The 21,264-nt window shown below is 63.1% G+C and carries 24 protein-coding genes; 4 read left to right on the top strand and 20 right to left on the bottom strand.

Translation table 11 applies throughout. The features are described 5' to 3' along the window. Positions 1-4: 4 nt before the first annotated feature. The 18 genes from BGI01S_RS02510 to BGI01S_RS02435 all read right to left on the bottom strand — a co-directional run bounded on the left by BGI01S_RS02510 (position 5) and on the right by BGI01S_RS02435 (position 16,342). A complete protein-coding gene (locus BGI01S_RS02510; RefSeq protein WP_042321852.1) occupies positions 5-829 on the bottom strand; it encodes a hypothetical protein in 825 nt (274 codons plus the stop codon). Continuing rightward, positions 816-1,454, bottom strand: a complete 639-nt coding sequence (locus BGI01S_RS02505; protein ID WP_042321849.1) for a hypothetical protein — start codon at positions 1,452-1,454, stop codon at positions 816-818. The genes BGI01S_RS02510 and BGI01S_RS02505 overlap by 14 nt, the downstream gene beginning before the upstream one ends. A gap of 701 nt (positions 1,455-2,155) precedes the next feature. After that, positions 2,156-2,845 carry a hypothetical protein gene (locus tag BGI01S_RS02500; protein WP_198488106.1) on the bottom strand — a complete coding sequence of 230 codons (690 nt, stop codon included), beginning with the start codon at positions 2,843-2,845 and terminating at the stop codon, positions 2,156-2,158. A gap of 275 nt (positions 2,846-3,120) precedes the next feature. Continuing rightward, complete coding sequence (locus BGI01S_RS02495; RefSeq protein WP_157004107.1) at positions 3,121-3,546, bottom strand: phage antirepressor KilAC domain-containing protein; 426 nt, start codon at positions 3,544-3,546, stop codon at positions 3,121-3,123. Further along, positions 3,539-3,757 carry a hypothetical protein gene (locus BGI01S_RS02490; protein WP_042321845.1) on the bottom strand — a complete coding sequence of 73 codons (219 nt, stop codon included), beginning with the start codon at positions 3,755-3,757 and terminating at the stop codon, positions 3,539-3,541. The genes BGI01S_RS02495 and BGI01S_RS02490 overlap by 8 nt, the downstream gene beginning before the upstream one ends. 224 nt (positions 3,758-3,981) lie before the next feature. Next, a complete protein-coding gene (locus tag BGI01S_RS02485) occupies positions 3,982-4,299 on the bottom strand; it encodes a hypothetical protein (RefSeq protein ID WP_042321843.1) in 318 nt (105 codons plus the stop codon). Between the two features lie 300 nt (positions 4,300-4,599). After that, positions 4,600-5,748, bottom strand: coding sequence for a DUF927 domain-containing protein (locus BGI01S_RS30810; protein ID WP_255219634.1), 1,149 nt, complete (start codon positions 5,746-5,748; stop codon positions 4,600-4,602). Continuing rightward, positions 5,642-7,408, bottom strand: a complete 1,767-nt coding sequence (locus tag BGI01S_RS30805; RefSeq protein WP_052400404.1) for a DUF927 domain-containing protein — start codon at positions 7,406-7,408, stop codon at positions 5,642-5,644. The genes BGI01S_RS30810 and BGI01S_RS30805 overlap by 107 nt, the downstream gene beginning before the upstream one ends. A gap of 2 nt (positions 7,409-7,410) precedes the next feature. Next, on the bottom strand, positions 7,411-7,770 hold the full coding sequence (locus BGI01S_RS02475) for a hypothetical protein (RefSeq protein WP_042321840.1): 360 nt from the start codon (positions 7,768-7,770) through the stop codon (positions 7,411-7,413). After that, the gene (locus BGI01S_RS30045; RefSeq protein ID WP_157004106.1) at positions 7,763-8,242 is read right to left on the bottom strand and encodes a hypothetical protein; all 480 of its coding nucleotides are present in this window, start codon (positions 8,240-8,242) and stop codon (positions 7,763-7,765) included. The genes BGI01S_RS02475 and BGI01S_RS30045 overlap by 8 nt, the downstream gene beginning before the upstream one ends. Next, positions 8,239-8,970, bottom strand: a complete 732-nt coding sequence (locus BGI01S_RS28875) for a ParB/RepB/Spo0J family partition protein (RefSeq protein ID WP_052400403.1) — start codon at positions 8,968-8,970, stop codon at positions 8,239-8,241. Before BGI01S_RS28875 ends, BGI01S_RS30045 begins: the two co-directional genes overlap by 4 nt. Next, positions 8,960-9,346, bottom strand: coding sequence for a hypothetical protein (locus tag BGI01S_RS02465; protein WP_157004105.1), 387 nt, complete (start codon positions 9,344-9,346; stop codon positions 8,960-8,962). Before BGI01S_RS02465 ends, BGI01S_RS28875 begins: the two co-directional genes overlap by 11 nt. 3 nt (positions 9,347-9,349) lie before the next feature. Continuing rightward, positions 9,350-9,610 carry a helix-turn-helix transcriptional regulator gene (locus BGI01S_RS02460; RefSeq protein ID WP_042322570.1) on the bottom strand — a complete coding sequence of 87 codons (261 nt, stop codon included), beginning with the start codon at positions 9,608-9,610 and terminating at the stop codon, positions 9,350-9,352. A gap of 125 nt (positions 9,611-9,735) precedes the next feature. Continuing rightward, entirely contained in the window at positions 9,736-10,170 is a 435-nt protein-coding gene (locus BGI01S_RS02455; RefSeq protein WP_042321836.1) for a hypothetical protein, read from the bottom strand. Between the two features lie 284 nt (positions 10,171-10,454). After that, positions 10,455-11,975, bottom strand: a complete 1,521-nt coding sequence (locus tag BGI01S_RS02450) for a TolC family outer membrane protein (protein WP_084585243.1) — start codon at positions 11,973-11,975, stop codon at positions 10,455-10,457. Next, positions 11,968-14,070: a peptidase domain-containing ABC transporter gene (locus tag BGI01S_RS02445; protein WP_042321833.1), complete on the bottom strand. Its 2,103-nt coding sequence runs from the start codon at positions 14,068-14,070 to the stop codon at positions 11,968-11,970. Before BGI01S_RS02445 ends, BGI01S_RS02450 begins: the two co-directional genes overlap by 8 nt. A 2-nt stretch (positions 14,071-14,072) precedes the next feature. Then, positions 14,073-15,266: an HlyD family secretion protein gene (locus BGI01S_RS02440; protein ID WP_042321830.1), complete on the bottom strand. Its 1,194-nt coding sequence runs from the start codon at positions 15,264-15,266 to the stop codon at positions 14,073-14,075. Between the two features lie 122 nt (positions 15,267-15,388). Continuing rightward, positions 15,389-16,342, bottom strand: a complete 954-nt coding sequence (locus tag BGI01S_RS02435) for a lysophospholipid acyltransferase family protein (protein WP_042321827.1) — start codon at positions 16,340-16,342, stop codon at positions 15,389-15,391. Here BGI01S_RS02435 and BGI01S_RS30040 point away from each other — a divergent pair. Next, a complete protein-coding gene (locus BGI01S_RS30040) occupies positions 16,314-16,883 on the top strand; it encodes a hypothetical protein (RefSeq protein ID WP_157004104.1) in 570 nt (189 codons plus the stop codon). The two genes, BGI01S_RS02435 and BGI01S_RS30040, sit on opposite strands and share 29 nt — an antisense overlap. A 268-nt stretch (positions 16,884-17,151) precedes the next feature. Further along, entirely contained in the window at positions 17,152-17,520 is a 369-nt protein-coding gene (locus BGI01S_RS02430; RefSeq protein WP_042321824.1) for a COG4315 family predicted lipoprotein, read from the top strand. 83 nt (positions 17,521-17,603) lie between these two features. On the opposite strand, the gene BGI01S_RS02425 is transcribed toward BGI01S_RS02430, so the two are convergent. Further along, positions 17,604-17,870 (bottom strand): hypothetical protein, encoded by a 267-nt coding sequence (locus tag BGI01S_RS02425; protein WP_042321822.1) that lies wholly within the window; start codon positions 17,868-17,870, stop codon positions 17,604-17,606. A gap of 109 nt (positions 17,871-17,979) precedes the next feature. Continuing rightward, positions 17,980-19,068: a substrate-binding domain-containing protein gene (locus BGI01S_RS02420; RefSeq protein WP_042321820.1), complete on the bottom strand. Its 1,089-nt coding sequence runs from the start codon at positions 19,066-19,068 to the stop codon at positions 17,980-17,982. 133 nt (positions 19,069-19,201) lie between these two features. Between BGI01S_RS02420 and BGI01S_RS02415 the strand changes: the two genes are divergently transcribed. Both BGI01S_RS02415 and BGI01S_RS02410 read left to right on the top strand, forming a co-directional pair. Next, positions 19,202-19,687, top strand: a complete 486-nt coding sequence (locus tag BGI01S_RS02415; RefSeq protein WP_042321818.1) for an NAD(P)H-dependent oxidoreductase subunit E — start codon at positions 19,202-19,204, stop codon at positions 19,685-19,687. Beyond that, positions 19,684-21,252, top strand: coding sequence for a formate dehydrogenase beta subunit (locus tag BGI01S_RS02410; protein WP_042321816.1), 1,569 nt, complete (start codon positions 19,684-19,686; stop codon positions 21,250-21,252). Before BGI01S_RS02415 ends, BGI01S_RS02410 begins: the two co-directional genes overlap by 4 nt. Positions 21,253-21,264 lie beyond the last annotated feature (12 nt).

The raw sequence follows: 21,264 nt of genomic DNA, 5'->3' as shown, positions 1-21,264 counted from the left end.
CCCGTCAAAGATATATGGTCTGAATGTCGCGGCGGTCGAGCGCCGTGAGGGTGCCAAGCGTGATTTGCACGGTGCAGGCAATCATTGCGCCGGACGAATCGCGTGGCACGGTGAGCGGGTCGGAAACAGATTCGATAACGAGCGGCTGATAATTCAGGTCGCCGTAGCGCATGCCGATGATCTGCGGCGCGACGGACGGAAAAATGGTCTCAAGCGGGCTTTGGTTCGTGCCGTTTTTTAGCGCCCCGGCAACCACGCTGTCACTGGCCAGGTAAGCAGGAAGCGCCCACTGCTTAAGCTGCATAATCGGATCGCGAACCTCTGAGATCGGGTCAAGCAGCGCGCGAAAGTGCAGCGTCAACGACAACTTCACGGGCGGCATCCCGTTAAATACCTGCGTCGAGTTCAGCTTGGTAATGCCGGTGCGGCCCTGCGCCTGATTGAGCAGGTTCTGCACCCCCGATGAGCCTGCCTTGGCGTCATCGCCGTGAATGCCAAACAGCGCCTGCAACTGCGGAGTCAGCGAGCCGGACTGAAGCATTGCCGAGATAGTGGGAGCCTGTGACTCTGCGCCTGCGCCCTCAAATGGGGAGTGCCAGTTCGCAGAAAGCTCGCTGGTGCCATCGGTAATTGGCGCGTGGACTTCGAAACCGTCATCCACCGAGTAGCTATCCGCCTCGGAAATCTGTCGCACGTCCGTGCTCTGCGACCATCCGCCGTCGTTGTTGCGCTTGAGAGGATAGAACTTCGCGAGCAAGGCTGGGTTGAGCCCCGTCCAGAGCGAACTCAGGATGCGGGGCCGTCCAGTCAGAAAGTCACTGGCAGCCATTAGTCGCCCCGGTCGAGTCGCCAAGCAGTGTCCGGTCGAAAAACGGCGCGCTCCCTGCAAACGCTTTCAAGCGGGCCATGCGCGCCCGCATCGCTGCGAGGCTCGCTTGCTGCGCGGCAAGCTCGTTTTCGGTCGGCTTCGGACCGCCAATGGCTTCGATCTGCTCGGAGGTCAAACCAGCATCCAGCATCGCGGTCAACGAAGCTTCGCGCCGGTTGTGGACGCGACCGGCGCTCACTTCCAGTTCGAGCGCGGCGATTGTCTGCGCCAGTTCGAGTTGCTCCCGTGCGCACGCGGCCAGAATCGGCGCGGCCTCTGCGCGGCGTGCATTCGCTGCCTCGATGAATACGGCGCGCTCGGCGCGTGAAAGCTCGCGTTGGCGGATCAACTGAAGCTCTCGCTCGCGCAGAATTTGTGCGACGGAGCCGCCGCCAGCGAGTGACTGATTCACAGCCGCAGCGACCTCGAAGTGCGCGCCCTCGTCGATCAGTGCTTTCTCTGCGACCGCAACCCGGTTGAGCGCAAGGCGAACAGACCGGTCGCCCCACGCTGCGAAATACAGCTTGGCGAACGCCAAGTCAGCGGCGCTATCGCCACCATTCAAAATATCGATCAATTCTTGCATGCGAACTCCGCGTTAGTTGAGCCAACATGGTGAGCCCAGCCCGGCGTGCCTCTTGGCCGTGCTTTCCTAAGCGACAGTTTTTGGGCAGTTCGCGAGCGTTGCGCTTAGACTCCGGTCCTGTTACGCGCGCACGCACGCGCCCAGGCATCGGAAAACTCCTGCATGACGGCAGCAGCGGCACATTCAGAGCGCTGTCATCGGGCGATGCTGTGTCGCCTCGGTTTGCCCAATGGTCAGTTTTCGGGCAGTTCGCGGGCGTTGCACGCCGACAAGCAATCGGATATTCGCGCGCCCCCGCGCGCAGGCACGTCGCGTAAGAAAACCCCAGGTGTCACGCCAGCAGGGGCGCGGCCCGTCGGTTTCATCGAGCGCTTTGGAGTCGCCCCGGCTTGCTCATTGTCAGTTTTCGGACAGTTCGCGACTGTGGTCCGCCGAAACGCAGTTTGCTATTCGCGCGCGCCCGCCCACGCGCGCGCCAGGTGTAAAAGTATTCGACGGCTTGCTTGCCAGAATCTGCGGCATGCAGGATGGCAGTGGCGGCCCCCAAAAAAGAGGGCATTACGATTGCTTGCAACGCTGACGAGCAACAGCCGACAATTGCGTGGCGAGATGCCAACGCGGGCGTGATTTTTAGCTATCGGGCCATTTTTCACACTGCCCTGTCATCCGGTCAACGTACGCAAATGGCCCTAAATCACTAGTCAAGCGTTGGCTAGAAGGTCGGCGAGGAAAGGGAATTCCTGACAACATACCGCGTCGATCTGTTGGCGCACTTGGTCATGCGTGTTGCTGTCATGCGTTGCCAGTGCAAGGTAATAATTCTGGCCTTCGTACTGGGCGAACATGATCCATTCACCGGTCAATGCTTCGGCGGCGGCTAGACGCATCCAGTTTCCATACACTGCATCGGTGGAAATGGCTTCAATATCCTCCGCTGTTACGTAGCGTTCCTCACCAGCAGCTTTCGCCTCATCAATACGATGCTGAAAGACCGGAATACTGTATCTTTTCAGACCCTTCAGGATATTCAGCGCCATCGCACGCGGGCCGTCTTCGAGGTAGTGCTTATGCCATAAGCCCTTGAGCGGCGCATATTTGTTCTGAATCGCTGCCTTCAGTTTGCTCGGCGGACCAATGCCCTCCAATGCGCGCATTTCATGTACAACCTTGGCTGGATTCAACATACCCGATTGCGCGCCACCGAATAACGCCAATACAAGTAGCAAGCTGTATCGACCGGGCGCGACTTGATCTAGGCCAATGAAACGAGCGAAACCTTCCACCGTGGCGGACATATCTTCGCCGTTAGCTGCTGTTACGGTAACCAGCTTGATCGGCCTAGCCGCTTGGTTCGCATTCTCGTCGCTCTTGTCTTGGTCGCTGTTGTTCATGGTGCCCCGCTTGTCGTTTGTTCTTTGCCTCGCTGGCCAGGCCGGCTGCTTATCATCGACCAGCGACTCCGATTGTCACCGATTAAAGCAGCGTCGTCGAATGACCGCAACTAGCCGACTCAGCCTTGCGCCATGAGTTTGGGGTCGCCATCGGCCAAGCATTCGAGGAGCTTTCGCTGCGCAGAATGACGGCTGCATCGAACACTGGCAGCGTCCGCGTAACTCACGCATGCGCGCCCGCGCGTTACCGTGTATAAAAATTCTCGCGCGTAGGCTCACGCTGCGGAGTCAGCATCCCGGCTCACGCCGAGGCGGCGGGCGAGTTCCTGGAAGCCCACCGCCGTGATTTGCGGCCACGACACGGCCCCCGCGCCGCGCATGACGACCCATTCGCCGTCTAAGGCTCGGCCTGTAGCGCGCCACCCATCTTCGCCGCGCCGAAGCCAGTCTTCGCGTTGAAGCCACGAAAACAGGTCATCGCGGCGCATGCCGAGGCTTTTCGCGACAGCCGTCACGGGCTTGCAACCGGCGAATCGGTCGTTTGCCCTGCGAATGCTTGCCTGCCGCGCCGCGTGCGCGGCATAGGCGGCCTGCACACGCGCGTCATCGAGCGGCTTTCCGCCACACCGCACGGCGATGCCGTTCCACTTGGCGGCCCGTTTCGCGAATCGACGTGTCATTTTCGTAGGGCGGTCACTCATCGCGATTCGCCCCGCGAATGAGCGCCATCACGGCGGTGCGCACGTCTTGATTCGCCTGGAGGCGCTTCGCCACGTCGGCGGCCCTATCGCTCGGTGCGTCACGGTGCACGCGCGTGCGTTGCTCGACGGCACGCAGGACGGCCCGCGCGTCTTTCAGGCGACGCAGGCTGCTCGCCATTTCGGGCGGCGGTTTGCGGTTGTTTTGTTCCATCGTTTTCCTAATTTATTTAGTAGCACTAACACTAAGATTGACCAAATCGCTTTTATGCGCCCTCCGGTGGCCTCGCGCGCCCCGGCTTACCCTTGGGTATTACCGCAGTGCTGCAAAGTCGTCAGCGGCCCGATTATGGGCATCGCTGTGCCGCCGCTCAGTCGAGTCCGCGTGCCCGGCGCTTCGGTTCCAGCTTTGCCCTGAATTTCACACCACCCGCCTCGTCACTGAGCAAGCTTCCCGACATTGGAGAGCGCTCTGACAAGCTCGGCGGTTGGCACACCGCGCAGTGCGGATTGCGCAGTATCGACCACACGATCCGACCATCCGTCGCGCGCAAAGAGCGAGCGCAACACGTCCTCCTGATGAAAATCACCGTACGTCCGTGCCAGCCCGAAGAGCTTGCTTGCTATCTCGCGCGCGCGGGCTTTGCCGCACTCCGGGCGGTCGGCTCCCTCTGAACTTTCGATGGCGAAAAGCAGAACCGCGCCCGAACTCATCAGGTACTGGCCATTCACTTCCTTTGCAACCTTCGGATTCACTTCGACTCCTTGCAAACGCTCTATGTATTAGAAAAGACGGCGGAACCGGTGGAACGGTGGAACCGGTGACTTAAGCCATTGATTCAATGGAAAATTGCGGTTCCACCACGGTTCCACCTAAGCCATTTTCACCGTGGAACCAAAGGATTTCATGCCTGAAAAAGCCGAATGGGTTCCACCTCGCATCAGTTAGGTGGAACCGAGGTGGAACCGTGAAAAACCCCGCCACATAAGGCCTAGAGAGTATTGGTTCCACCGTTCCACCGGTTCCACCATGTTTTATCGCACGTGTGCGCGTAATCATTGATCTTGGTACTCGTCGGGATCAGCGCGGGCGGTACGAACGAACTTGTAAAACCGTCGCGCATCCCCGCCCGGTCTATCCGGCGTCTTGTGTTTCGATGTCGCCTTTCCGTCGCTTCCCTTCGTCAGCATCCCGGCTACCGCGAGCACGTCGGCGGCGGCAGAGCAGTCGAAGCCTTTGGCAATCTCGTTGGCGAACACGCCGCGATCCACGAGCCAAAAGAGAGCGCCAGACGCATCCAGTTTGAGATACCCAGCGCAGCTTTGGATGCGTGGCGGCCAGTCCGGCTGTGCAGCGTCTCGACAGTCAATGAACCTCCCCGCCGCGTGCAGACCAAACCAGCTTTCCGCCTGCTCAGTGATTTGCTGGTCTTCACGGTTGCCCGCGCCGAAACGGGACAGCCAGGCAGAAAAGCACGACATGACAGCCGTCCGCCCGTCGCCCGCATCCCATCCGGTTAGCGCAACGTCCGTCGCAATTTCAAGCGCCTCGGCCACGACAGCAAAGCGCGCCGCCACACGCCGAACCTGACCCGATGCACCCTCCGGCAGGCCGTCGTGAACACGCTTGATAGCGACACGCAGCCGGGCCACAGCGGATTCACGATTCTCGGCGATGTGCTCGACGAATGCGCGGCCAACAACGCCATGGTTGTCGCGAGCAGCATCGTCAAGGGCCTCGGCAAGCTCGCCGCTATCGGCATGCCCGCTTAGGTGATCGAACGCGCCGAAACCCTTTCCGGCGTCAGCGGGCAGACTCGCCAGTCGGACCTCCTGACCGGCGCGCGTTCGATGCCCCCCGCCGCTCATGAAACCCGCAAGATCAATTTCGCCCGTGGACAGCACCAGAACACGCCAGCGGGCTTGCTCGCGATTCCCGCCGTCCCGTGCTCCCTGCATCCGCGAGACGCCGTTAAAAACGACATAACTAGCCCGCGCGACGGCATCAGGACTGCCCTGCCCAAGTTCATCGAGCAGCATCAGGCCATCGTTGCGAGCGGCGGCGGCATTGGAAAGCGCCAAGGCGGTCGAATCCCAGCTAAGAACCTGCTGGCCGGGCGAGCCCCATGCCGAAGCGCCGACCTTCGCCGTGGTGGTTTTGCCAGACCCGGATTTGCCGAAAATGTGGATGCCGCCTGACTTCAAGATCAACGAGGCTCAGCAGTGGTGCCGCGAGCGCCACGCCGATAGCGAGCGTCGGCCTCGTATTGCCACGAGCGAGGCGAGCAACAGAGTCACGCCAGCTTTCGACCGTTCCAGCGGCAACATATGCTGCTACCGCGCTCTTGTCGCCGTTGAAGAAGACCGGCGCACTCGGATTGCCAAGCACCTCGCCCGAGGGCAGGATGTACCCGCCGTGCTGCCATCCGCCGAGCGCTGTCACGCGGTGCCGATCATCGCTACCGCTCGTCTGGAGATATTCGGCCAACAGTTCCGTCTTCTGCCGACCCGTGGAGACTGCCAGTCCTAGTCCGCGCAAACGGGACCAGCCTTCGCGCTCGCCGACCTCGGCAAGTGGAAGGGCAATTGTCCGCTCAGTCCCGCTTCCACGACTGCGCCAGCGGAGAATCCGATAGTTCTGCCCGGAATCGTCCTCGCCCCGTCCGATGATTTCCAGTCGGTCGCACAGTCTGACAGGCGGCAACTCAACGTCTCTTTCGGCCTTGGGGTCGTGCCGGACGCCGATGTAATGAACCCCATCGTCAGACACGACGTAGCGCGCGTGTGGGCCGCCATCTTCTTCTGGCGGCGCGACATGGCTTTGCGCCACGCATACGGCGGCATCAACAGCAGCGTTGATGACGTCGCGCACAGCATCGGCACCGCTCAGCATGAGCATGTCATTAAAGTCCGTATGGCCGTTGCCTGCATCCGGCCCGAAATCCGGCAAGGCCAGCGCGCCGCCGACTGCCTGTGCAGCTTCGCACGCCTGATCCTGCCCGTTCCCCAAGTCTCCGCAAACGACGATCTCTGCATACGGAAACGCTTCGCGCATTGCCCGCGCCACCTTCGCAAGATTGCCTGACGACAGTGCAGCGACAGCCGCGTCCCCAGTGCACACATGAAGCGACAGCACAGTCGCCACGCCCTCCCCGACGAGAATGCGCCTTGACGCCTTCGTCGGCGCTGATGCGACCCAATAGCCGCCAGCCTTCGCGCCACCCTTCAGGGCCGATTTGCGCCCAGATTCGTCAATCATTTCGACTGACGTGAGCAGCGTGTCCGACTGGATGCGAGCAACCAGAATGCGCCCCGTCAGTTCTTCGCCCGACGACGAAGCCTTGTAGCCGATCAGGGCGGCGAGCTTGTCGGCGTCAAGCTCACGTAACGTACTCGGCGCGGCCAGACCCTTGCGTGTCAGGTAAGGGTGGCCGCCCTGTACGGGTTTGGCCGTGTTCCAGACGGTAAGCGCGAGTTTTGCGGCGTTCGTACGTTCTTTCGCGCGCCGCGCATCCTCGTGTTTTGCTCTGGTGGCGCGTTCGGCACGGCGTCGCTCCTGCTCTGACGGGTCAATGGGTGCAGCCCTATGCGAGCGCGGATCGAAACCGTGCCTCTTCGCCATGTCGAGCAGGCTGGCGATAGTGATACCTCGACCGGGTTGCAGGGAGCGCCACGTATCGCGCGCATCGCTGACCGAGTATCGGTCACAGCCTTGGCTCCAACGGTCGAACACGTCGAAACCATCGTCGCCAAACTCATCTTTGAGCGATGCCGCGATGCGCCACCATTGATCGCGCCCAACATCAGGCGGAATGCACGATAGCGCCGCCTCAATCCGTGCTCGCTCGCAAACGATCTCACTCATGTTTAGGAGTCCTCACTGCCGCTTGCACGCCGAATTCCATCGTCGGCAACGCGAGCGCTGCGCCCAATCCATTCGGCAAGCGCTTCGGCGTCGTCTGCAAGCATTCCAGCCGAGACCTCGCCCAGCGCCAGGAGCGCGTCAACCGCTCCCGGCGCGAGCAGCGGCCCGGTTTCGCTGGCATCGCGCTCCCTCGCGAGCCCGTCGGCGCGCGCAATTCGAAGAATAGCGGCGAGACCCTGCGACACCGCGTGGACTTTTGCGAGGTTATCGGCAAGGCCGCCGACCGGCATCGTTGTACAGAAATCAATCTGTCCGATTGCATCCGAAACCGGACCGTGGCCGCGCGAGTAAAAATTATCCACGAGCCACCTCCTGACGATTGATTTCGGCCAGACGGCGCAGAGCGTCGCCAGCAATGTCGAGTGCGTCGAACACAGTCGGCGCGGTTGTCGCATCGCGCAAGGCGACACGAATGATTTCGATTTGTGATTGCGGTTGCTCAGGACGAGCGTGAGTGCGGCGCATGGTGCGGCCTCCTTTTGCAGCGGTTTCGAGACCCGCCACATCCGCCGCGAAGCGGTGGTGGCAGGCGCAGGGCTTTGGGGTTCGCGGACCGGCGCAAAAGGAAACCGGCACACCCGAAGGTGTCCCCTCAGCCAAGGCCCGCCATTGAAGAAGACGCGCGAAGGCATACAGACGAAAAAATACCGCCGGTTGGCGGTTGTCCGCCTTTTGCAAATCGAGCCGCGACGCCCGAGTCACTGTTGTTTCAGTAACGCAATTAGAATATTGCATCGAGTTTTCCGGCGTCAAGCGTTTTTTTAACGGGCTCATGCCGCAATCTCCTGAAGGTCACGGACGATGGCCGTCAGACGCGCAATTTCGCGGGCCTGCTCGGCGATAATCCCGCGTGCCACGGCAAGTTCATCAAGCTCGACGGCAGATGGTTCGGGCTCACCCGGAAACGAGGCCTCCACTTCGCACGTGCCACCGGCATCAGGCGTAATCGTTGCGGCTTTCACGCCGTCGATTTCGGCTGTTTCGGTTGCCGTGAAAGTTGTGCACTCGATGACTTTGCCACCCTCCCGCAATGCCTCAAGGTGTGACTTAGTCACACCTTCATCCGCTGGCGCATAGGAGTTTCGGACTCGATTAACAAATTCGCGGCTAACGCCGATGTGTCGCGCAATCGCAAGGTCGGTCATCCTCGTCCACTCGCCATCACCCATAATTCGCTCTACCGCGCGGCGCTTTTCAACGCGCGTTAGGTGAACGCCGTGCTTGTTATCGCTCAGGGCAAAGAGCGCGGCATCACGCTTTTGGCCGTCACGCACATCACACTCGATCTCCGAGAGACCGGCGACGCGCGCGGCTTCCACCCGGTGATAGCCGGACGCAAGCCAGTACGTCAGCCTGTCGAAAAACACCACTGGGCGCGGGAATTTTTCGCCCGCTGTCATGGCCTCGGCATATTCGCGGACCTTTTCCTCATCCAACTGGGTGCGAATCTGGACCTCGCAGTCCTCAGTGATCTCGCACAGCTTCAGCCATCTAGCCGCCATTGCATTGCCCCCGCTTGCGCAGCAACGTACGCGGATGACTGGGATATTTGAGCGCGACTTCACGCTCAAACGCGGAATTCCATGCGGAGCGGGCAATCCGCCGCTCAGCCGGAGTCGTTATGTCGCGCGCTGCCAGATCGAACTGCGAGTCGCGATACAAACTCGCCAGACCAATCCCTGCGTACTGCGTTTTCTTTGTGACCAGATCAGTTGCAGCCCGATCGAAGCGGGCCGCAATCAGGTCAAGGCCTGACAGAACGTCATTGGCGCGACGCTGCAGCGAAACCGGTTTGCGGCGCGACGCCTCTGCTTTGTGTTTGCGGCGCGGTTTGGACAAGGCGCTGGGCGGTACAGTGCTGCGCTCGGCGTGAGTCATCAATCAAGCCTCCGTAGCGCGGTAGCCGTCGGGATCGGTCAGCCACTGGTGTATTTGCCGATTTTCCCAACCGACGCAGCGTTCCGAGCCCAGCCTTACGCGTTTCGGGAAGCGGCCTGCCAATTCGCGTAAGCGCACGCTTTCGCGCGACATCGGGACGAAATCGCGCAGGTCGCTCCATCGGCTGAAGCCATCAAGCGGCAACGCTTTGGACTCCGGCAGCGCCGCAGCCAAGCAGCGCAAGGGGGTAATTTCTTTTTTCATGTTCAACCCAAAAAAGGAGGAACACGAACTTTATTGCCCATCGAGCGCCAGCTTGCGCAACCTTTTCCTAGGTCGGAAAACGCGGCTCTCGCCCGCTCTTCTCCGTACCGAGAAGATTCATAACATTATGATTCTTTTGCCTTATTCGCTTTTTCATCAACCATTGAACGAAGGAGCTTCAACGCCTCGTTCCTGATCTTTGAGCCTATCGGCCGGGACTTTAGCGCGCTGCGGCATGCGTACTCAAGATCGCCCAGCGCCGCGAGATACCCCGCCCGAAAAGCATCATCCGGCTTGCACCTGGACGGCTTCGGTTCCGGCGGCGGCTTCGGCTTCGACTGCGGCTCGATCCACCAAAAATGTCTCTGCCGCCCGTCAGATGGGTCAACGGCCTTCCTTTTTGTGACCCAGCCACAGGACGCCGCGTCGAGCGTGTGAAGGTTGATCCCGGCCTGTTCCGCGATCCGGCGCACGGCTTCTCCGGGGAGGCGCGAGCCGACCGGCAGCAACTCCCGCAGGAAGGCGCGGGCTTCATCTGCTTTTTTGAACGAACGTTTCATACAATCGGGTGACAAATGTGCTGTCGGCGATTGTAGAACTCGGGGAACCGTGGCGCTTGCCAGACGAAAACCATTCAGCGAGGAGTTTTCGGGGGTATTTTTAGGGGTACATTTCCGAACGAAAACGACGCGATCCTTCACTGACGTGGCTTACACGCCACAATTCGAGTGACGCCGCCCCAAACATCGCGCTGGCAACAGCGAGCGTCATATAAGAAACCCCGTTAGCCTCAGGCTTGCGGGGTTTTCTATTTTCCGCCCAGTCTCTTTTCCGCCGGCGCTCCTTAGCGGGTTGCCGCGAGTGCCTTCTGTTGCGCAAGGCGCAAGGCTTCGAGCGGCGTCATCACCGGCGGACCTGAGGGCGCCGGCGGCGCGGGAGTCATCGGCGGAGGGGCGCTCGCTTGCGCCTGCATCCGCGGCACGACGCCCTCACCCGTAACGCCTCGATCGTCTTCTGCAACGGCTTGGCGATCCGCAACCGCGCTCCCGCTCCTTTCCGCCCCATCCAGCAACCCATTCACCCGGGCGACCTCGCCCAGATCCAGCGTCGCCGTCGCGGCCTTGAGCTGCAACAACGCGACGATCGCCGTATAGCGCGCCAGAATCAGATCCCGCCGATTCGCGTAAAACGCCTCCGCCGCCCGCAACACATCGGTGCTCGTCCGGCTGCCCACCTTGTAGCCCACCTGCGTCGCGAGCAGCGCGGCGTGTGAAGTCCGCGCGAGACGCGTCAACGCGTCGACCCGCGTGACGCCGTCATGAAAGCGCGACCAGTTCTCCCGCGCCGTCGCGCCAGCCACCCGGGTTGCGCCGAGCAGTTCTTCCTGCGCCTTGTCCTGGAGCGCCAGCGTTTCATCGATGATCGCGTCCGTCTCGCCGCCCTCGAAAATCGGAATCGTCACCGACAGCATCGCCGTGGTGGTCGTCGTCGGCCGGGAATAGCCGGAGGCCGCGCCGGCCGGCGTATGGCTCGCCGTCAGATTCACGACCGGCAGATTGCGCGCCCGCGCCTTCTCGACGTCGAACTGCGCGATGCGCCGGTCGATCTGCTTCAACTGCACCCAATAGTCGTGAGCCTCGGCCTGCGCGGCCCAGCTTTCGCGATTGTCGGGACTCAGACGCGGCATCAGCGCGGTATCCGACAGCCGCGCCAGCCCCGCAAACGGCTGCCCGGTGATCTGCTCGAGCGACAGCCGCCGCAGTCGCAAATCGCTGCGCGCGTCCAGTTGCTGCAGCCGCGCCTGCTCGCGGGCGGCCTCCGCCTCCTGCAAGTCGATCACGGTCGCCTCCCCTGCCGCCCGCCGGCGCCGCAACTGAGCCATGTGCTCTTCGAGCGCTGCCGTGTAGTCGTCGGCGCGCGCGAGTTCGTCTTCGGCGGCGAGTTCGTCGAAATACGCGCGCACGGCTTGCAGGATGGCCGCCTGCTGCGCGCGCGCCGCGTCGACCGTGCCGCGCGCGCCGACCAGGTCGGCTTGCCGGTACGCGGTCCAGCGGCCCCAGTCGAAGACCGGCTGCGACAGTGTGACGGTCCAGCCGTTCTGCCAGTAGCTCTCGCCCGGCACCCCCTCCATCACCGTCTTGTTGTACGCGCGCCCCCAGCCTCCCGACAGTTGCGGCAACAACGCCGCGCGGGCTTTGGGCAGCGCCTGCCGCGCGGCTCGCGAGCCCGCGCGCGATGCGGCCAGGGCCGCGTCGCGGTCGGCGGCCTGCTGCGCGACGGTGAGCAGGTCGACGGCCGCTGCGCTGGCAGCGTGAGCCACGCCGACGAGCGCCAACAGCAGGCCCGCTACGGTGCGCTTATTCATCGGTCATCGCCTCGGCCCGCGCCTCGCACAGCAGCTCGCCTTCGACCAGCCGATAGCGCGTCTCGAACGCCGCCGCGAGCGACATATCGTGCGTAATTACGACGACGGTCCGGTCGATCCGCTGCAGCAACGCAACGATCTGCCGCACCGACGCGGGGTCGAGATTCGACGTCGGCTCGTCGAGCAACAGCAGTTCGCGCTGCTGGTACAGCGCACGCGCGAGCAGCAGACGCTGCCGCTGACCGGCGGAGATATTCGCGATCGTGTCGCTGATCACCGTGCGCGTTCGCATCGGCAAGCGCATCACGTCGGGCAGCAAGCCGACGTCGTCGAGCAGCGCGTGAATGCGTGCTTCGTCCGCGTTGCCGGCGAACAGCGACACGTTGTCCGCAATCGAGCCGTGCAGGATCAGATCGCCCTGCCGCATATGCACCGCGTGACGGCGGATTTCGTCGACGGCGAGATTCGGCCACGCGATGCCGTTCAGCAGGATCTCGCCTTCCTGAAGCGGCTCAGCCGCCGCGAGCAGCTTGAACAGCGTGGACTTGCCGCTGCCCGACGCGCCGGTGATCACGATCTTGTCGCCCTTGCGGATCACGAGGTTCGCGTGCTTGAGCACCGGCTGATCCGACACGCCGTAGCGAAACGTGACGTCGCGCACTTCGATGCGCCCGAAGCTGCGCACCTCGACGGTCTTGTGCACATCGGCCGGCGGCGTGTAGCGCTCCGCTTCGCCGTCGACGATATCGCCGACCCGCGCGACCGGCACGCTCAGCATGAAGTATTCGAAGGCCGCGTTGATCGAGCGCGCGAAGCGCTCGGACAGCAGCGACTTGTAGATCAGAAACGAATAGAACACGCCAACCGAGATCGCGCCGCCCAACATCAGGCGCGCGGCGAACCAGGTGATCGCGATCATGTCCGCGTAGTTGACGAGCTTCAGGATCGCGTCGCGCGCGCTGCCGAGCCGGCTATTCTGCACGACCGCCGCGAAATACGCGCGGTACTTCGCCATGAAGATCGCGGTGCGCCGCGTCTCACCCTGCGACAGCTTGATCAGCGACGCGCCGCGAATCGTTTCGATCAGCGTGTCGTCGCAGCGCGCCGACTCTTCCAGCACGAGCGCGTGCGTGTCGCGCATGCGCGCGAAAAGCGCAAACGACACCGCCACGTAGAGCACGAAGATCAGCAGCGCGATCGCGGTCAGTTGGGGGCTCTGCACCAGCATCAGCGCAAGCGCGAGCAGGCCGACGATCAAGTCGATGCCGAGCGCGATCGAGGTGCGCGTCGCGTACACGCTGATCTCGTCCTGCGCCTTCACGCGCGCGAACAGATCGCCGACGTGGCGCTTTTCGAAGTACGGAATCGGATTGCTCAGCAGCTTCGCCAGCAGGCCCTCGGTCATGTTCATCTGCACGAGGCCGTGCAGCAGTTCGACGAGGTAGGTTTCGATGTACTGGCTCAGCGCGCCGACGATGAAAATGCCGGAGAACGTCAGCACCAGCACGTTGAGCAGATTCAGGTTGTCGGCGGCCACCACGTCGTCGAGCACCAGATTGCCGAGGTACGGCATCGCGAGAATCGCAAACTGGCTGCCGAGCGCGATGAACATCACCTTGACGATCTGCGCGTTGAGCTGCGGATTGAGCGCGCGCACTAGCGCGAGCGCCGCCGGCACGCGCGACTTGTTGCGGATGCGTGGCATGGCCGGCGTCGGCGCGCATTCGAGCAGATAACCCGACACATTGGCAACGAACGTATCCATCGAGATGCGGCGCCGGCCGGTCGCCGGATCGATCACCTGCACGTAGCCGCGCCCGGCCTTTTCGAACACGACGAAATGGGCGCCGCCGAAGTGCAGGATCGATCCGCGCTTGACGCTCGACAGGTCCCCGCCGCCGAAGCGGTAGGCCTGCACGGCGAGCCCGTATTCGACGGCGACGTCGTACAGGTCCATCAACGTCAGACCGTTCGCCGAAACCGGCCTGAATGCCTGCAACTCACGCACTTCAGTCGCGCGGCCGAAGTGCGACAGCACCATCGCGAGACACGCGTAGCCGCACTCGGCCACTTCGTTTTGATAGATCGCGCGCATCGTCAACCTCGCAGCACGCGGAACAGCGGCGCGAGCACCCATTCGGCGATGGTGCGGCGCTCGATCACGATGCTCGCGGTCGCGACCATGCCCGGCAGAATGTCGAAGCGTTGCCGTTCGAAGTTGAACGTGTCGCCGCTCAGCGTGGCCCACGCCATGTAATCGCCGTCGGGGCTGCGCGGCTCGGACGCGCCCGCCGGCGACATCGCCGAGCGCACCGTGGTGCGCGAAATCGAATCGATCCGCGCCGGATAGCTGCCGAATTTCGCGTACGGGAACGCGTCGAACTTGAGCCGCACAATTTGCCCTTCGCGCACGAAGCCACGCCGGCGCGACGGAATGCGCAGCGCGGCGCGCAGCGCGCCCTTCCCGCCGGTCGAGATGACGAGCGCGACGTCGTCGGGCGCGAGCGTGCGCCCCGGCACCAGACCCGAATAGGTGACGACGCCGGCTTTCGGCGCGGAGATCGTCGCGTCCTGGCGGGTCTGCTCGAAGCGCATGCGGATGTCCTGCAACTCACGCGCGTGGCGCGCGTCGAGTTCGTTGAGCTGCGCGGCGAGGCCCGTTTGCGTGCCGGTCGCCGCGCCCAGTTCGGCGGCGAGCTGCTGACGACGCGCCGCGCTTTGAGCGAGCGCGACTTTCGCCTGATGAGTGTCGGCGCTCGCCTGCTCGATGCGGTCGGCAGTGACGTAGTCGGCCACCGACTCCAGCCGCGCCAGCTTGCGGCCGGCTTCGTCGGAGAGCGCGCGGTTCTGTGCCAGTTGTTCGTCGAGCGCGGAAATCTCGGCGCGCCGGCTTTGCGCAGTCAGCCCCGCTGCGGTCAGTTGCGCGCCGAGGTCGGCCTTGCGCTGGAGGTATTGCGCGTCGCTCGTGCGAATCTGTTCGTCCCGGTCATGTTCGTCGAATGCCTGGCGTTGCAGGCCATTGCTCGCGAGCGAAAGATCGCGCTCGAGGCGGAACAGCGGCGCACCCTGCGCGACGCGCGTCGAGCGGTTCACGTAAATGTCGGACACGAGGCCGCTCAGCCCCTGAATCTTGACTTCGGATGGCGACACGATTTCCGCGCGCACGTCCTGCTTCAGTTCGACGTCGTAGACGAACGCGAACACGATCGCGGCGCTCACGAGCGTGGAGGTCGCGTACGCGATCCAGCGCCATGAGACGTCCCTGAACTGGGGGAGATTGATGGGTTCCATAGCGTCATTGCTGTCGGGTGCCGGCAGGGTGGTCTCTGCGTGGTCTCTGTCCGGCCCCGTCTCTGTCCGTCTGAGGCGGACGTTTGTTGTGTCGCGCGGCTGTCAGGCCGGGCGAGGCATGTCTAGCGGACCGGCGCGAACGAGTACATCGACGGATGTCCTGAAACGAGCCAGTCGGGATAGTTGTCGGTTACGGCTGTTTCGATATAACCGGCGAGCTGTTGCGGGGCGTTGGGATCGGCGAGCCGCAGCGGCTCGAACAGCTCGGCGCTGAACCGGCCTTGCCTGAAGCGCAGATAGAACGGCAGCAGCATCGCATTGAACGCCGAACCCAGCCGGAACACGCCGTTGTGAATGCGCGCATTGCGCCCGAAGATCGACACGCCGACCGTCTCCATCGGATAGCGGTACAGCGTGAACGGCGGCACGTCGGCGAACACCACCGCGACGCCGTTGCGCCGCAGCGTTTTCGCGACACGCAGACCCAGCCCGTTGCGGTCGTCGTCGCCATAGGTGTAGAGCACGGTCACACTGGGGATGAGTGTCTGGTCGTCGCCGTACATATCGCGCGGCACGCCGGACACCACGGAAATCTCTTCGAGTCCGAGTCTTTCCCGCAACGCGTCGATCACATAGATGTTCGCGTACTGCGACACGTAGTGAAACGGCGACACGATAACGGGACGCCCCGGCACCTCCGCCTGCAGTTGCCGGATTCTTGCGGCCAGCAGGGTGGCTACGCGCTCCAGGTCCGGCCACTCTTCGCGGCCGCGCGACAGACGGCCGTAATAGATCCGCTTGTCGATCAGGCTTTCACGCAGACTGCCGGACGACACCTGAGTGGCGCTAAACGGCGCCAGCCCGAACACGTCGCGGCCGATCTCGCAGCGCGAGATGCCGTTCCAGCGCGTGCGCGCGCTGACGAGACTGTGGACTTTCCACACGACAGCGGCCAATGGTTCGATTGCCGAAGCCGGCATGCGGGCGATCAACCTGCCTTGCAGTCTGCGCCCGGCATGCGCAATGCGATTGCGCAGCGAAGCCAGCATGACCGACGCGGTGGCCCACGACCTCATGTTTCACTCCACGTTGATGCTAAAGGCCGGGGCAGTCCGCGAGGACTGCCCCGGCACGCAGGCTTACGCCTTCACCGGCTTCGATGCAGCCGGCGCCGTCTTGTTGGCAGTCTTGCAGCAGCCGCCTGCAATAGCGGATTTAGCCAGGTCATTGCGATTGATCTTTTGCATTTCAAATACCTTTTTAGTGATTAAACAAATTTGCCCGCGAATAAAACCCCGATTCGGCAAGCAGTGCGAATCTTACCATCGGAAATTATTGATATCCGCTCGTTTGCGTTTTTTTACACTTCCATCTTATATTTATAAATATTTTTATCGTGCAAATATAATTGGATGGCGTTCCAGGCGCGGTACGCGCAGCCCGCCCAATTCGACCGAAAACCTTATTACACGGCGCGGCGCGCTATGTCACAAGACCCTCCGCCAAGCCGCCCAATTGCTGGATCCGCTTGCATTCTCACCAGGGCAGGCCAGGTTGATTAATTATTTTATAAACCTCGCCAAATTCGCGACAAACACAAAACGAATTGAGATATAAGTCGGATTATCATAAAACTAACAAAAGAATTTTCCCAAAAATTTCCAAGAAAATTCGTATTCTCCAAATAGATAGAAAAATAACAAAGGAGATTCGATACCTGACCAAGCGCCGTGAGTCCGCATCTGACTGCCACAGCCGCACGGAATATTCTCCCGCGCTCATCCGTTTATGGCTGGCAGGCGCAACGGCAGCCCGCGACTTTGCGCCCGCTGCCTATACTCGAAGCACATGCTGCAAACACGTCGTCAACACAGGAGCCCGCATCATGCGCAAGACAATTCTTTTCCTCGCCCCGCTCGCGCTGGTCGCGCTGCAACACAGCGCCTTCGCCGATCCGCCCAAGCTGAACAACGGCCGCTTCGTCAACGCGGACGGCATGACGCTCTACACGTTCGACAAAGACACCAAGCCCGGCGTGAGCGCCTGCACCGGCGGCTGCATGAGCAACTGGCCGGCGGCCACGGCGGGCCCGACCGATAAACCGTCGGGCGACTGGACGCTGATCCCGAGCGCCGACGGCAAGCAGCAATGGGCGTACAAGGGCCATCCGCTGTATCTCTACGCGGCAGACAAGCAGGCGGGGGATGCGAAGGGAGACGGCTTCAAGGACATGTGGCACACAGCCAAGCCTTGACAGTCATTGAGGATTGGCCGATGGAACCTCGGCCGTAAAAAAGGCGGCGCCGGTGCAACGCCGGCGCCGCCGTGTACAGAACGTTATTCGTCTTTAGGACACTGCAGATTGCAGCCGTTCGGATCGCCCATGTCGCCGCGCTTGCGCATCGACGATTTTTTGCCGGACTGATATTTGTCCGAGGGCGCCGACGCGGCGAACGGCATTTGCGGATGCTCGGCAAGACGGAACTCGTCTTGCAGGATGCCGCCCGGCACGCCGGGTGAATTTTGTGCACATGCAACCGAAGCGGTGGCGAGCAGCGCACCCGCGGTCGCGGCGGCGGCACATGCGTGGAAAAGAGCTTTCATATCGAGTCAGCGCGGCGTGGCGCGAGGTTAAGGCGGAAACGGAAGTTCAGAGATTAGCGGAAACAGCGGCGCTGCGCAGCGCCGCGGGCTGACCGAAGTTTACAGCCTCTTACACCGCCGCGTCGCCAGAGCCGGCGAGGCCGGCGGCGAGATCGACCAGCTTGCCGCAGTCGCGCGGATCGTAGCCGTCGAGATGCTCGACGCTATGGCGAAACGCGCTGCCGCGCAGCAGGTCGATCACGGTGGCGAGCGGCGCGCGTTCGAAATTCGCGCGGTCGCACGCGAAGTAATAGTCCTCGTCGACGATCGGCATGAAGTCGAGCCCGAAGTGATGCGCCGCCGGCTCCACGCCGAAGCCCACGTCCGCCATGCCGCTCGCGACGAATGCCGCAATCGCCGAATGCGTGAGTTCGGTCGACGCGTAGCCGTTGACCCGGTCCGGGTCGATGCCGAGCTGGCGCAGCGCGAGATCGAGCAGCATGCGCGTGCCCGAGCCGGGCTGACGATTGACGAAGCGGATGTCGTCGCGCGCCAGATCGCCCAGGCCGGCGATCCGTTTCGGATTGCCCTTGCCGATGAACAGCCCCTGCTTGCGTCGCGTGAGATGCACGAGCACGTGGCGCTGTGGATCGAGCCAACGCCGGTAGGTATCGGCGCAGGCCGCGCGGAACTCGCCGAGCGGCAGGTGAAAACCTGCGAGATCACACTCGCCGCGCGCGAGGGCGCTGACCGCGTCGGCGCTGTCGCGGTATTTGATGTCGACCGGCAGATCGTTCGCGACGAGCGCCGTCACCAGCGCGGCCACCGCATAGCCATGCGACGCGTGAATCCGCACGTCGTCGGTGGGCGGCGCGAGCCAGCGGTTCAGGTCGCTCGCCACCTCGCTCGCGAGCGCCTGCATGTTGCCGTCGAGCCGCTCGCCGCACAGTCGCTGCGCGCGCAACACGGCCTGCCCGAGTTCGGAGAGCACTGAGCCACGGCCACGCTCCTTAGCAATCAGCGGACCACCCAGACGCTCTTCGATGCTGCGCAACAAACCCCACGCATGTCGGTAGGACAAACCCTTAAGCGCGGCCGCCTGCGCGATGCTGCCGGATTCGTCGACGAACGCAAGCAGCGGCACCACGTCCGACAGGCTGGCCTCGCGGCCGTCCGCGCCCTTCACTACCAGTTGCGCCTGACACTCGATTCGGATCATATATGTTCAACTCCTTCCTATTGCGTACACCGTCCGGCCCGCCTATCGTTCAGCCATACCATACTGAATAAACGAAGCATAAGTGCACGCTTTATGAATAACAAGTGCATATATGACTTAGGAGGAGCCCCCCTTGGACGATTCCCATGCCATCGCGCCGGATCAACTCGTGCAGCGTCACGCGCGCCCCGGCATGTCGCTGCTTGCGGTGTTGCACGCGATTCAGGACGAACTCGGCTACGTGCCGCCCGCCGCGGTTGCGCCGCTCGCGCGTGCGCTGAGCCTGTCGCGCGCCGAAGTGCACGGCGTCATCACCTACTACCACCACTTCCGCAGCGAGCCCGCCGCGCCGGTCACGGTGCAACTGTGCCGCGCGGAAGCGTGCCGCAGCATGGGCACCGAAGCGCTCGCGCGGCATATCGAGTCGCACACCGGTTGCCGCTTCGATGCCGACCATCAACCCGGCGCGACGGTGGAACTGGAGTCGGTGTATTGCCTCGGCCAATGCGCGCTGTCCCCGGCGATGATGGTCAACGGCACGCTGCACGCGCGGGTCTCGCCGCAAAAATTCGACGCGATCTTCGCGGCCGCCAGTAAGTGCGTGGAGGTGACGGCATGACGCGCATCTATGTTCCCCGCGATTCGTCGGCGCTCGCGCTCGGCGCCGATGCGCTGGCGCAAGCGATCGAAGCCGAGGCCGCACGCCGCGGCATCGAGATCGAGCTGGTGCGCAACGGTTCGCGCGGTCTGCTGTGGCTCGAACCGCTCGTCGAAGTCGCCACGGCGGAAGGCCGCATCGGTTACGCGAACGTCGAAGCCGATGACGTCGCCGCGCTGTTCGACGCCGGCTTCGTCGCAGGCGGCGAGCATGCGCGGCGCGTCGGCGTGGTCGACGAGATTCCCTATCTGAAGAAGCAACAGCGCCTGACCTTCGCACGCATCGGCATCACCGACCCGCTTTCCATCGCCGACTACGTCGCGCACGGCGGCCTCGAAGGCTTGCGCCGCGCGCTGGAAACCGACGGCGACGCCGCCTGCGCCGCGTTGATCGACTCCGGTCTGCGCGGCCGTGGCGGCGCGGCGTTCCCCGCCGGCATCAAATGGCGCACGGTGCGCGGCGCGCAAGCGGCGCAGAAGTACGTGGTCTGCAATGCCGACGAAGGCGACTCCGGCACCTTCTCCGATCGCCTCGTGATGGAAAGCGATCCGTACATGCTGATCGAAGGGATGATCATCGCGGGTGTCGTGACCGGCGCGACAGTCGGCTACATCTACGTGCGCAGCGAATACCCGCATTCGATCGCGACGCTCGAAGCGGCCATCGCCCGCGCGCGCGCCGCCGGCTGGCTCGGCGACAGCGTGCTCGGCTCGTCCGCGCATCGCTTCGAGCTGTTCGTCGCGAAGGGCGCGGGCTCGTATGTATGCGGCGAGGAAACCGCGCTGCTGGAATCGCTCGAGGGCAAGCGCGGGATCGTCCGCGCAAAGCCGCCGGTGCCGGCACTCTCGGGGCTGTTCGGCCAGCCGAGCGTGATCAACAACGTGATCACGCTCGCCACGGTGCCGATCATCTTCGCGCGCGGCGCAGCGTTCTACAAAGACTTCGGCATGGGCCGCTCGCGCGGCACGCTGCCGTTCCAGTTGGCCGGCAACGTGAAGCAAGGCGGCCTCGTCGAACTCGCGTTCGGCGTGACGCTGCGCGAACTGCTCTACGACTACGGCGGCGGCACGGCAAGCGGGCGGCCGGCGCGCGCGGTGCAGGTGGGCGGCCCGCTCGGCACGTACCTGCCCGAAAGCCAGTGGGACATTCCGCTGGACTACGAGGCGTATGCGGCCGTCGGCGCGGTGGTCGGTCACGGCGGGCTGGTCGTGCACGACGACACGTCGAACCTCGCCGAACTCGCGCAGTACGCGATGCACTTCTGCGCGCTCGAATCGTGCGGCAAGTGCACGCCGTGCCGGATCGGCTCGACGCGCGGCGTAGAAGTGATCGCACGGATTCGCAACGGCGACACGTCCACGCGTCAGGTGCAACTGCTGCGCGATCTGTGCGACACGATGGTGTCCGGCTCGCTGTGCGCGATGGGCGGCATGACGCCGTTCCCGGTGCTGTCCGCGCTCGATCATTTCCCCGAAGACTTCGGTCTCGCCGATGCAACCCACAGCGTGCCCAAGGCCGCGGCCTGACCCAGGAGCCCA

Origin of the sequence: Paraburkholderia ginsengisoli NBRC 100965 (genome assembly GCF_000739735.1) — a bacterium.
GTDB lineage: Bacteria > Pseudomonadota > Gammaproteobacteria > Burkholderiales > Burkholderiaceae > Paraburkholderia > Paraburkholderia ginsengisoli.
Note: the sequence above shows the minus strand (reverse complement) of the source record. Positions and strands in the feature narration are given on the sequence as shown.